Here is a 12,340-nt window from a genome sequence, read left to right on the forward strand (position 1 = left end):
TCCTTTACCGCGTGCTGGCGCTGGAGGAAACAACGGCCGAGTCGCTCGGCGTCGCCGTCGCCGAAGGGGGCGCGCTGCTGATTTTTACGGCTGCACCGGGCGGCAGACGGTTCTGGCCGGCCATCACCACGATGTCGCCGGGCTTGACGCCTTGGGTGACTAGAACATCTTCCCCGAGCTGGCGGCCGGTGACGACCGGCACGGCAACCGCCTTGCCGACTCCCTGCGCATCGGCGCCTTTCACGACCACCACACTGTCGCCCGAGGCAGAAGTCTGGATCGCCGTCAGCGGCAATACGATATTGTCGGTCGTGGCGGGCAATGCCAGCCGCGCAGTCACGTACATGCCGGATTTCAGCAACCGGTCGGTATTGGGCAACAGCGCCTGGATGGCCACATTGCGGGTTTCTCCATCGATACGCGGTTCGATGGTGCTGATCTTGGCCGTGAACACCCTGCCCGGCACCGCATCCACCGTTACCTGAACCGGTGCACCCAGCGTCAGCTCGGGCAAGTCCTGCTGCGGCAACGTGAAGTTGACATAGAGCGGGTCGAGTTGGGTCAGCGTGGCGATCGCATCCCCGGCGTTGAGATACTGACCCAGGTTGATCCGTCGGATGCCTAACTGACCGGAGAACGGCGCACGGATCGTCTTTTGCTGGATGCGTGCGTCCAGTTGCCGAACTGCCGCGGCAGCCTGGGCGGCGTCCGCCTTGTGTTGCTCGAGCAATTCGCGCGGCTCGGCCCCGGTAGGCGCCAACGCTTGCGAACGCCTGAGTTGCAGCTGTGCGAAATCGGCTTTAGCCACGGCGGCGGCACGATCAGCCTGCTCGGGGGCATCGTAGAGTTGAATCAGCGCCGCCCCTTCCTTGACGGACTGCCCTGCGTCGAAATCGATGGCAGTCACTCGCCCCGAGGTATCGGGAGCCAGCATCACTTCACGCACGGCTCGCAAGCTGCCGACGGCCTGCCACTCCTCGGCCACGCTGCGGGGCTCTGCACGGATTGTCGAGACGGGCATCGGCGGCATGGCCTGTTGTTCCGCGCCGCCGCTTCGAGCAGCGCGCCAGGCATACAGAAGGCCGAAAACCACGGCCAGCCCGACAACGCTCACGACAATGGGTTTGGCACGGGAGATCGCGGCGGAGCTCATGCGCCCCCCCATTGAAAAAGGAGGATCGAGATGGCGCGTGATCGACCGCGCATGGCCGATCTGCCGATGATGTGTGAGTGCACGGGTATTCCTCGAAAAAGACGAAGTACTCGGCCGGCCACATTGACACTCCGACGACAGGAGGCATGGCAGGCCAGGATGAGGCGGAGCCTATCCGTGCAAGCACCTTTCTACATTGCGAAATCTAGTCAACATATTTCGCATTACGGCCATTTCGACAGGAAATCACTCGTCTGGCCTGATTGGATAAGGACTTGGCCAAATTTCGCTACTGAGACATCTCGGGGGATCGGTAAATTGACGACCTCGAAAATGAAAATGAGTCTCGTTTAATGTCTAGCACGCCTCATATTGAAGGGCAATGCGCGGTACATCGCGCTCCCCTTCATCAATCCCTTGGCAGAAGTTCGGGCTCGATCGATGCGGTGCGCGAAGGGCTCCCGGCATGTGGCTCACGTATGGTCCGTACCGTCCGACATACATGGCTCAACGCAACGATTGCCGCAGCCGTCGCCGTCGCTGCTCCAGACGTGTTAGCTACCGAGGGAAAGCAAGCGCAATCGACCACCGAGTCGTCGGATAGCGGCACGTCAGCATCGAGCGCAGAGAGCACCGTCCTCGAGCCCGTCACGGTCACTGCACGGAAAACGACCGAACGCCTTCAGGATGTGCCTGAAAGCATCACGGTTTTGCAGGCGAAGACCCTGAAGGAATCGCCCTTCGATCCCGGCGTGGCGATCGCCGGGCATGCGCCCAATGTGCAATGGGTCAACCGCAGCACGGGCTCGCAGTGGTTCTCAATTCGCGGCGTCAGCTCACTTGGGACGCCTGCCAACTACTCCGACGGCACGATCGCATTCAATGTCGACGGTGTGCCCAACAGCATGATGAGCGCGTCGAACATGCTGCTCGACGTCGACCATATCGAAGTCCTGCGCGGTCCCCAAGGCACGCTATGGGGAACCAATGCACTGGGCGGTGCCATCAACGTTGTCACGAAACAGCCTGACGGAACTCGAGATGTTCACGTGACAACCGAGGTCGGCGAACACGGATATCGCATGGGCGAGGCAGTTCTTGGCGGCAACATCGTGCCCGGTGAACTCGACGGACGGATGGCGATCCGTTATGGCCATGAGGATGGTGATGTACGCAGCCTCTACACCGACAAGCTGGGCAAGCGCAACATAGGTGCATTCCGTGGAGGACTACGCTTCACGGGGCTGGACGACACGCTCGTCACACTGACGGGTACCTATCTGCACGATCAGGCCAACGCCCCGCTATACCTGCTGCGCAGCGCCAGTCAGTTTCCGACCAGTGGCATCCTGACCGAGCCGGACTCGAAAGTGACGCAAACGGGCGCCACCCTGACCATCGAACATTTTTTCGACCATTCTCAGCTCACGTCCATCAGTTCCTACCAGCACAACAAGCTGGACAGCGAACTCGACACCGTGGACAAACTTGTCTATGACGCGATCGGGTATCCCGCGTCCAGTAACGTGGGCCACTCGACGGATCAGGAAAACATTTTCAGCCAGGAGATTCGGCTGAATTCGCTCGAGGGTGCCCCGGTTCGCTGGGTCGTCGGTGCCAGTGCCATGCGAACCAACGGCATACGCTGGTGCAGCAGTACGCAGTGCGCGCCGCCTCCGTATTCCGGCTCAGTCACGATGACAAGCGATCTCGACACGACGAATCTAGGACTGTTCGGGGACATTTCGATCCCCTTTGCGAACCGCTGGGAATTCTCGATCGGCGGTCGGGTAAGCCATGACCATATCGAGATGAAGCAGGACAACTCCCTGGGCCTTGCGTCGCTGACCGGCTCCAACTCGACGTCGCAAACCTATCCGACAGGGCGGGTAGCATTGTCGTATAAGTGGACGAACGACATTCAAAGCTACGTGTCGGTTGCTCGTGGTCACGCGTCACGGGTGTACGCGCTTTTTAGCTATCCGATCGATGGCGTCGTGGCCAACCCCTATCCGGCCGCTTTGGGTTGGACTTACGAGACAGGCGTCAAGGCCGATCTTCTTAGTCATCGTCTTCAGATCGACGCCAGCGTCTATCACAACGACATCAAGAACGGTGTCATGTCCTATCTCGATCCTTCGCTCGGCGCTTTTCGGACGACATACCAGGACTACAAGACCAGTGGTTTCGAGTTGCAGGCACGCGCGCTCATCGCTGAAGGCTTGAGCTTCTCCGGGGGCGTCGGCTATATCCATAGCGAACTGGGAGCGAACGGCGCCGCAGTCAATACGGTCGCAGGCAATCCTGTTCCGAACACACCGAAATGGACGGCGACGGCCGGGCTGCAATACGAAACATCAGCCAAGATCATTCATTTGCCAGGCAAGCTCTCGGCCGACCTGCAATACCAATATACGGGCAAGCGCACCGCGGATATCGACAAATCTTATTACTTTGATGCCTATAGCCTCGTGAATGCCCGGATCGGATGGCGGAACAAGGATCTCGAAGTCTATCTGTTCGGCCGTAATCTTTTCGACAAACGCTACGAAACCTTCGGCAACCTGTACTACGGCATGCAGCTGGTTTCGGTCGGTCGCGGTCGTATTTTGGGAGCAGGTCTGACCAAAAGCTTTTGATTGCCACCAGGATGGGCAGCTCGTCGCGAGATTTAACACCGTGGCAGGCAAGGCGCTCGCGACGGCTTCAACGCAAGGAACACGGGGCCTGCTGATGCTCGGGAAGCCGCATGTAACCATGCTTTCCCGAGAAGACTTTCACCGTCAAAGACGGCTTTGGTCTGGATAGTGAACTAGCAGGCCCTAACCAGTACTTCGGCTCTCACCGCGAGTTCTACCGCCAACCCATGCTGCTGGCTGGCGATAGTTCCCGAAGTACCTGATTTCACTCCCACTCGATCGTCGCCGGCGGCTTCCCCGACACGTCATACACCACGCGATTGATCCCGCGCACTTCATTGATGATGCGATTCGAAGCCCGCCCCAGCAACGCATAAGGCAGATGCGCCCAATGCGCCGTCATGAAGTCGGTGGTCTGCACCGCGCGCAGCGCGGCCACGTAATCGTAGGTACGTCCGTCGCCCATCACCCCCACCGACTTCACCGGCAGGAACACCGCGAACGCCTGGCTCGTGAGGTCGTACCAGGACTTACCCACCTGCGAAGCCTCGCAGATCCCCGCCGCCACGTCCTGCTCGTTGGCGATCGTCGAACGCAGTTCCTCGATGAAGATCGCATCGGCGCGACGCAGCAGCTCCGCGTACTCGCGCTTCACCTCGCCCAGGATCCGCACGCCCAGGCCCGGGCCCGGGAACGGATGGCGATAGACCATCTCCGGCGGCAGCCCCAGCGCCACGCCCAACTCGCGCACCTCGTCCTTGAACAGGTCGCGCAGCGGCTCCAGCAGCTTCAGCCCCAGCGTCTCCGGCAGGCCGCCCACGTTGTGGTGGCTCTTGATGGTGGTCGCCTTCTTGGTCTTCGCGCCGCCCGATTCGATCACGTCCGGGTAGATCGTGCCCTGGGCCAGCCACTTCGCGTTCGACAGCTTCTTCGCCTCGGCCTGGAACACCTCGACGAACTCGCGGCCGATGATCTTGCGCTTCGCTTCCGGATCGGTCACGCCGGCCAGGTGGCCGAGGAACTGCTCCGAGGCATCGACGTGCACCACCTTCGCATGCAGGCGCCCCTGGAACATGTCGAGCACCATCTGCCCTTCGTTCAGACGCAGCAGGCCATGGTCGACGAACACGCAGGTCAGTTGGTCGCCGATCGCACGATGGATCAGCGCGGCGGCCACGCTCGAATCGACGCCGCCCGACAGGCCGAGGATCACTTCCTCGTCGCCCACCTGCTCGCGGATCAGCGCGACGGCTTCCTCGATGTGATCGCGCATCACCCAGTCGGGCTGCGCGCCGGCGATCTCGAGCACGAAGCGCTCGAGGATCTGGCGGCCCTTCACGGTGTGCGTGACTTCCGGGTGGAACTGCACGGCGTAATAACCGCGCTCCTCGTCAGCCATGGCCGCGATCGGGCAGCTCGGCGTCGAGGCCATCAGCTTGAAGCCCGGCGGCAGCTCGCCGACCTTGTCGCCATGGCTCATCCAGACCTTCAGCATGCCGTGGCCTTCGGCCGTGGCGAAGTCCTCGATGCCGTTCAGCAGGCGCGTATGGCCGTGCGCGCGCACTTCCGCGTAACCGAATTCGCGGTGGTCGCTCCACTCCACCTTGCCGCCGAGCTGGACCGCCATGGTCTGCATCCCGTAGCAGATGCCAAGCACCGGCACGCCGAGATCCCAGACCGCCTGCGGCGCGCGCAGTTGCTGATCCTCGTAGGTGCTGGCATGGCTGCCGGACAGGATCACGGCCTTCGGCGCGAACGAGCGGACGAATTCGTCGGTGACGTCGTTCGGATGGATTTCGCAGTAGACGTGGGCTTCGCGAACGCGCCGCGCGATCAGTTGGGTGACTTGCGAACCGAAGTCGAGAATCAGGATTTTGTCGTGCATGGCTGCGGACGGGATGAAAAACAAACAGGTAAGAAAAACAGCGCGCGAGGCGCTGCATCTGAATCAGGGACGGGCCGGGCAATATGCCCGAATGGCCCAAATGGCCCGACGAACGCCGCCGGGCCGCGCCGCGAGATCAACCGTGAACCGGTGGATCGCCGCGGCTCGTCGAGCTGCCGGACGAGCCGTGCAGGCGGGAATCCGTGGCGGCGCCAGGCGCGGCCGGCGGCGCATACGAAGGCGCCGCGTCGATGCTGCCGGACTGGACCACCGGCTTGGCGCCGATACCCGGCTCCACACGCGTGGCGGCAGGTTCGAGCGGCGCCGGATGCGGCTGCGGCGGCACCACCACCGGCGCGGGCTGCACCGCCGAAGCCTTGGCTTCGACCACTTGCACCCGCTCGCGCCGACGCACCGCCGAGGACAGCCTCACGCCGCCCAGCCCGATCACGAACAGCACCACCGCGGTGACCACCGACACGAGCTGCCCGAAGGCGGTCAGCTCGGGCCGGTGCAGGCCGATCAGCCAGACCACCATCAGCACACCGATCAGCCAGTTCACATGGCCGACGACGCGCGCGACGCCGGAGGTCATGCCGCCGTTGACGGACGCGTGGAAGGACAGCCAGGCCAGCCCGAGCAGCGCGATGCCGAAGGCCTGACCGACCATCGCCGGATCGACCGGCACCAGTTGCAGCGCGTCGTACAGCCCCTTCCAGGGCGTCAGCACGAACAGCAGGCCACCTGCGAGCAGCAGCAGGGCATCGATGACGAGTACGACGCGCAGCAATGGCTTCATCGGCGATCAGTCCACGTGGTAGTTGGGGGCTTCCTTGGTGATCTGCACGTCATGGACGTGCGATTCGCGCATGCCGGCCGCCGTGATCTGGACGAACTCGGCCTTGTCGTGCAGCTCGGCGATGGTGCGGCAGCCGCAATAGCCCATGCTGGCGCGCACACCGCCCACCAGCTGGAACAGGATCGCGTTGACCGAACCCTTGTAGGCGACACGGCCTTCGATGCCTTCCGGCACCAGCTTGTCGATGTTCGCGGAGTTGTCCTGGAAGTAGCGATCGGCGGCGCCGTCCTTCATCGCGCCGACCGAGCCCATGCCGCGATACGACTTGTACTGGCGGCCCTGGTACAGGAACACGTCGCCCGGCGCTTCCTCGGTGCCGGCCAGCATGCTGCCCATCATCACGGCATTCGCGCCGGCGGCCAGGGCCTTCGACACGTCGCCCGAGAAGCGCACGCCGCCGTCGGCGATGCAGGGCACGCCCGAGCCGCGCAGCGCCTCGGAAACATTGGCGATCGCGCTGATCTGCGGCACGCCCACGCCGGCCACGATCCGCGTGGTGCAGATCGAACCCGGGCCGATGCCGACCTTGACCGCGTCCGCGCCGTACTCGACCAGCGCCTTGGCGGCGGCGGCGGTGGCGATATTGCCGCCGATTACCTCGACCCGCGGGAAGTTCTGCTTGACCCAGCGCACGCGCTCGAGCACGCCCTTGCTGTGGCCGTGCGCCGTGTCGACCACGATCACGTCGACGCCGGCCTGCACCAGCAGCTCGACGCGCTCTTCGTTGTCGGCGCCGACGCCGACGGCCGCGCCCACGCGCAGCTTGCCGTGCTCGTCCTTGCAGGCATCCGGGTGCTCGGTCTGCTTGGTGATGTCCTTCACCGTCATCAGGCCGCGCAGCTCGAAGGTATCGTTGACGACCAGCACGCGCTCCAAGCGGTGGCTGTGCATCAGCGCCTTGGCCTCGGCCAGCGGCGTGCCTTCCTTGACGGTGACCAGGCGCTCGCGCGGCGTCATGATCGACTTGACCGGCTCGTCGAGACGGCTTTCGAAACGCAGGTCGCGGTTGGTGACGATGCCCACCAGTTGCGCGCCTTCCACCACCGGGAAACCGGAAATGCCATGCTGGCGCGACAGCGCAATCACGTCGCGGACCTTCATCGACGGCGGCACGGTGATCGGGTCGCGCACCACGCCGGACTCGAAACGCTTGACCTTGGCGACTTCGCGCGCCTGCTCGGCGGGCGTGAGGTTCTTGTGGACGATGCCGACGCCGCCCTGCTGCGCCATCGCGATGGCGAGACGGCCTTCCGTCACCGTGTCCATGGCGGCGGACACTAGCGGCATGTTCAGGGCGATGTTGCGGGTGAGTTGGGTCTTGAGGCTGGTGTCGCGCGGCAGGACGTCGGAGAACGCCGGGACGAGGAGCACGTCATCGAACGTGAGTGCTTTTTGGATAAGACGCATGGCAGATCCTATGGGCGCAAAGCCGAATTATACGCGATACGCGGCGAATTTTCACAACACGAACAACGGCTTAGCGCCTTTCCGGCCGGGCGTTCGCTTTCGGCTTCGCCGCGCGTTCGTCCGGATTTCGCCGCCGGGCCGCGATGTTCGGATACGAAAATCCAGGACATTCCGCAGGTTCGGCACGGAAACAGTCGGCCGCAAAGGGCCGAAACGAGGCCCGAAAAACCCGTCGTCGCCTAAGGGTATTGATGTATCTGCATACGATTTTGGCTGCCCGGGCCGCAGCAGCATGCAGGATTCGACAAGACAGACGCCCTGCCCGGCAGCTACGATGCGCCTCGTTCTGATTTTTCAGCCGGTTCGGCAAGACAAGGAAGGAAGTGATGATGCAGCGCGGAGTCCTGTACGGCGTTCTGGCCGGCGCCCTGTGGGGCATGGTGTTCCTGGTGCCCAGGCTGCTGGCCGATATCTCGCCGCTGGTGCTCAGCGCCGGGCGCTACATCATGTACGGGCTGGTTTCGGCGCTGGTGGCGCTGCCAACGGCGCGCTCGCTGCTGACCCGGCTCACGCGCGCCGACCTGGTCGCCCTGGTGCTGCTCGCGATCGTCGGCAACCTCGGCTACTACATGCTGCTGTCAAGCGCGGTGCACCTGATCGGCATCGCCCCCACCTCGCTGATCGTCGGCGTGCTGCCCGTCACGGTCACCTTCGCCGGCCTGCGCGACGCCGACGCGGTGCCGCTGCGCCGGCTCGCCCTGCCGCTCGCCCTGGTCGCCGCCGGCATCGCCGCGATCAATATCGACCTGTTCACCTCGAGCGCGGCCCAGGCCACCTCCACCGTCGACAAGCTGGCCGGCATCGCCTGCGCCACCGGCGCGCTGGCGAGCTGGACCTGGTACGCGGTGGCCAACGCGCGCTACCTGCGGCGCCATCATCATTTCGACGGCAACGAATGGTCGGCGCTGTGGGGGATCGTGACGGGGCTGGTCGGCGCGCTGGCCTGGCTGGTGCTGGCCGTGCTGCCCGCCGGCAGCGTCTCGATGCCCGCCGCGGGCGGCTGGCCGCTGTTCTGGCTGCTCAATCTCGGCCTGGCGATCGGCGCTTCCTGGCTCGGCAATGGTCTGTGGAATGCGGCCTCCAAGCGCTTGCCGCTCACGCTGACGGGCCAGTTGATCGTGTTCGAAACGGTCTTCGCGATGCTGTATGGCTTCGTGTTCGAGGCGCGCCTGCCGCGCGGGCTGGAAATCGCCGCGCTCGCGCTGCTGCTGGCCGGCGTTTATGGCGCGGTGCGCCAGCATGGCGATACCGCGCCGCCGCCGGCCGGTCCGGGCAGCCCGGATCTGGAGCAGCAGCCGGACGTAGCACGCCGGCCGGCGCATTAAAACGCCGGCGGCAGCCAGGTCAAGAAATCGGGACAGGATAATGGCGGCGGAAGGATGGTGCCGCGCCCATGTGCGAACCGACTCCCGCCGGACGGGATCGCGCCGCGCAGTCGCCAAACGCGGGGCCGTCGTGCGTCGCTCAGCTCAGCGCGAATCCTTGGGCAGCCACTTGCGGCCCTCGACCGAACCTTCGCGGCGGGTCTTGTCGACGCGGCGCTGGCGCGCCGCCTTCGGGTCGACGATCAGCGGCCGGTAGATCTCGACGCGATCGCCCTCGTGCAGCGGCGCGTCGAGCGGCGCGAGCTTGCCGAACACGCCCGTCTTGGCCACCGAGATGTCGATGTCGGGATGCAGCCCGACGATCCCGCTCGCCTCGATCGCGTCGCGCACCGTGGCGCTGTCCGGCAATTCCACGTCGAGCAGCGTCTGGCAGGACGAAAGCGCGTAACACACCTGGACACGCAGCATGATCAGCCCTTGCCGTAGCGCTGGTCCGCGCGCTTCACGAACGAATCGACGAAGGTGTTGGCGATATGGCTGAACACCGGGCCGATGATCTTTTCGAGGATCACGCTGGTGAATTCGTAGTGCAGCGCGAACTCGATCTTGCAGGCATCGGCGCGCAGCGGCGTGAAGCGCCAGTAGCCCGTGAACTTCTTGAACGGGCCGTCGGCGAACTCCATGTCGATCCGGTGCGGCCGCTCCTGGGTGTTGCGGGTCGCGAAGTGCTGCCGGATGCCCTTGAAGTTGATGTCGATCCGCGCCTCCATGCCGGTCTCGTCCTGGCGCCGGATCTCGATGCCGCCGCACCAGGGCAGGAAGTTCGGGTAGTCGGCCACGTCGGTCACGAGGTCGAACATCTGTTCCGCCGAATGGCGGATCAATACGGTTTTGTGGACATCTGCCATAAATCTCGCGGCATCAAGAGTGGGGGCCGAGCCGGGCCAACTACGCCCCGCTTTGCTAAAATCGCGATTTTAAACGAGTTGGCCAATTCCTTTCATGAGCATCATAGACAACAGAAAGGCATTCTTCGACTACCACATCGAAGAACGCTACGAAGCCGGGCTCGTGCTGGAGGGATGGGAGGTCAAGGCCCTGCGCGCCGGCCGCGGCCAGATCAAGGAAGGCTATGTGATCGTCAAGAACGCCGAGATCTTCCTGATCGGCACCCACATCAGCCCGCTGCCCGAGGCTTCGACCCACATCAAGCCCGATCCGGTACGCACGCGCAAGCTCCTGCTGCACCGTGAGGAGATCAAGAAGCTGATCGGCAAGGTCGAGCAGCGTGGCTACACGCTGGTGCCGCTGAACTTCCACTACAAGGGCGGCCGCGTCAAATGCGAGATCGGCCTGGCCAAGGGCAAGAAGCTGCACGACAAGCGCGAAACCGAGAAGAAGCGCGACTGGGAACGCGAGAAGGCGCGCATCATGCGCGACGGCGCCCGCAGCTGAACGCCCGCGCCACCCGCTCCATCAGCACCGCAACGACAAATGGCCCGCGCATGCGGGCCATTTTCTTGGATCAGACGAATCGGGCGGCCGAGGCCGCCCGAATTACCGCCGGCAGGCGCCGCGGCTCAAACCTTGGGAGCCGGCGTTGCGCCGCCGCGCTTGACGATGCTCAGCGCCGAAGCAATCGCCGTGCTCAGGTCGGACAGGTTCGACGGCACGATCAGCGTATTGCCCTGCTTGGCGAGATTGCCGAAGGCGCTCACGTACTGCTCGGCCACCTTCAGGTTCACGGCATCCATGCCGCCCTGCGACTGGATCGCCTGCGCGATCTTCTGGATCGCCTGCGCATTGGCCTCGGCCACCGCCAGGATCGCGGCGGCCTCGCCCTGCGCCTGGTTGATGGCGGCCTGGCGCTCACCTTCCGACTTCTGGATCGCCGATTCGCGCGCGCCGGCCGCGATATTGATCTGCTCCTGCTTGCGCCCTTCCGAGGCGGCGATCAGGGCCCGCTTCTCGCGCTCGGCCGTGATCTGCGCCTGCATCGCGTGGAGGATTTCCTTGGGCGGCGTGAGATCCTTGATTTCGTAGCGCAGCACCTTCACGCCCCAGTTCGAGGCCGCCTCATCGAGCGCCGAGACGATGCTGTGGTTGATGAAGTCGCGCTCCTCGAAGGTCTTGTCGAGTTCGAGCTTGCCGATCACCGAACGCAGCATGGTCTGCGAGAGCTGCGTGATCGCCAGGATGAAGTTGCTGGACCCGTAGGACGCCTTCATCGGATCGGTCACCTGGAAGTACAGCACGCCGTCCACCTGCAGCTGCGTGTTGTCGCGCGTGATGCAGATCTGGCTCGGCACGTCGAGCGGGATTTCCTTCAGCAGATGCCGGTAGGCGATGCGATCGACGAAGGGCAGCACGATATTGAGGCCCGGCGACAGCGTGGCGTGGTAGCGGCCGAAGCGCTCCAGCACCCAGGCATGTTGTTGCGGCACGATCTTGACCGTCCTCGACAGCACGACGAACACGATGACAAGCAATACCGCCCAGAAAATCAGCGCATCCATGAACCAGCCTCCTTGTTTTGTTGGCAGATCGAAGTATCGCGACGGGCTCTCAGCCCCGGGACTTCGCGACCACGACCAGACAATTTCCCCGTAACGCGCGCACCTCGTAAAGCTGCGCATCGTCGCGCTCGCCGGCGGCGAGTTCGACGTCCCAGTCGGCCCCGCGATACGGCACGCGGGCCCGGCCGTCCTGCCAATGCTCGACCGTCAGCGTCGCGCCGATGTCGAGATTGATGTCGGGATTGGCCGAGGCGTCGCGCTTCTGCCGGCTGCCGAAGCGCGAGCGGCGCAGGACCACCAGCAGCACCAGCGCGACCACGGCCGCCGCGGCCAGTTGCAGATGCGGCGCGCCGCCCGCCAGATGCACCAGGCCGCCGGCGACGAAGCCGATCGCCACCATCAGCAGGTAGAACGTGCCCGTCATCAGCTCGGCGACCACCAGCACTCCCACGCCGATCCACCAGATCAGTTGGCCTGACAACATCGCGATCTCCCA

General features: G+C 64.1%; 11 protein-coding genes. 3 read left to right on the plus strand and 8 right to left on the minus strand.

Annotation, left to right across the window (positions count from 1 at the left end; genetic code table 11):
- Positions 1 to 4: 4 nt before the first annotated feature.
- Positions 5 to 1,153, minus strand: a complete 1,149-nt coding sequence (locus tag BM43_RS35735) for an efflux RND transporter periplasmic adaptor subunit (protein WP_036051034.1) — start codon at positions 1,151 to 1,153, stop codon at positions 5 to 7.
- A 479-nt stretch (positions 1,154 to 1,632) separates the two neighbouring features.
- Here BM43_RS35735 and BM43_RS35740 point away from each other — a divergent pair, with 479 nt between their 5' ends.
- Positions 1,633 to 3,792 (plus strand): TonB-dependent receptor, encoded by a 2,160-nt coding sequence (locus BM43_RS35740; protein ID WP_158380930.1) that lies wholly within the window; start codon positions 1,633 to 1,635, stop codon positions 3,790 to 3,792.
- 265 nt (positions 3,793 to 4,057) lie between these two features.
- Here the strand turns inward: BM43_RS35740 and guaA are convergent, their stop codons facing one another.
- From guaA to guaB, 3 genes are all read right to left on the minus strand, one after another.
- Positions 4,058 to 5,677 (minus strand): glutamine-hydrolyzing GMP synthase, encoded by a 1,620-nt coding sequence (guaA, locus tag BM43_RS35745; RefSeq protein WP_017919223.1) that lies wholly within the window; start codon positions 5,675 to 5,677, stop codon positions 4,058 to 4,060.
- Between the two features lie 136 nt (positions 5,678 to 5,813).
- Entirely contained in the window at positions 5,814 to 6,476 is a 663-nt protein-coding gene (locus BM43_RS35750; protein WP_036050903.1) for a hypothetical protein, read from the minus strand.
- A 6-nt stretch (positions 6,477 to 6,482) separates the two neighbouring features.
- Positions 6,483 to 7,943, minus strand: a complete 1,461-nt coding sequence (gene guaB / locus BM43_RS35755; RefSeq protein WP_013698491.1) for an IMP dehydrogenase — start codon at positions 7,941 to 7,943, stop codon at positions 6,483 to 6,485.
- A 389-nt stretch (positions 7,944 to 8,332) separates the two neighbouring features.
- On the opposite strand from guaB, the gene BM43_RS35760 reads away from it, so the two are divergent.
- The gene (locus BM43_RS35760) at positions 8,333 to 9,328 is read left to right on the plus strand and encodes a DMT family transporter (protein ID WP_036053315.1); all 996 of its coding nucleotides are present in this window, start codon (positions 8,333 to 8,335) and stop codon (positions 9,326 to 9,328) included.
- 144 nt (positions 9,329 to 9,472) lie between these two features.
- Here the strand turns inward: BM43_RS35760 and BM43_RS35765 are convergent, their stop codons facing one another.
- Positions 9,473 to 9,796, minus strand: coding sequence for an RnfH family protein (locus tag BM43_RS35765; RefSeq protein WP_025096643.1), 324 nt, complete (start codon positions 9,794 to 9,796; stop codon positions 9,473 to 9,475).
- A 2-nt stretch (positions 9,797 to 9,798) separates the two neighbouring features.
- Positions 9,799 to 10,236: a type II toxin-antitoxin system RatA family toxin gene (locus BM43_RS35770; protein WP_013698494.1), complete on the minus strand. Its 438-nt coding sequence runs from the start codon at positions 10,234 to 10,236 to the stop codon at positions 9,799 to 9,801.
- A gap of 94 nt (positions 10,237 to 10,330) precedes the next feature.
- On the opposite strand from BM43_RS35770, the gene smpB reads away from it, so the two are divergent.
- Positions 10,331 to 10,783 (plus strand): SsrA-binding protein SmpB, encoded by a 453-nt coding sequence (smpB, locus tag BM43_RS35775; RefSeq protein ID WP_013698495.1) that lies wholly within the window; start codon positions 10,331 to 10,333, stop codon positions 10,781 to 10,783.
- A 125-nt stretch (positions 10,784 to 10,908) separates the two neighbouring features.
- Here the strand turns inward: smpB and BM43_RS35780 are convergent, their stop codons facing one another.
- Together BM43_RS35780 and BM43_RS35785 are read right to left on the minus strand one after the other, a co-directional pair.
- Positions 10,909 to 11,844, minus strand: coding sequence for an SPFH domain-containing protein (locus tag BM43_RS35780; protein ID WP_013698496.1), 936 nt, complete (start codon positions 11,842 to 11,844; stop codon positions 10,909 to 10,911).
- Between the two features lie 49 nt (positions 11,845 to 11,893).
- On the minus strand, positions 11,894 to 12,328 hold the full coding sequence (locus BM43_RS35785; RefSeq protein WP_025096642.1) for an NfeD family protein: 435 nt from the start codon (positions 12,326 to 12,328) through the stop codon (positions 11,894 to 11,896).
- Between the last annotated feature and the right edge of the window lie 12 nt (positions 12,329 to 12,340).

The organism is Burkholderia gladioli, from assembly GCF_000959725.1.
GTDB lineage: Bacteria > Pseudomonadota > Gammaproteobacteria > Burkholderiales > Burkholderiaceae > Burkholderia > Burkholderia gladioli.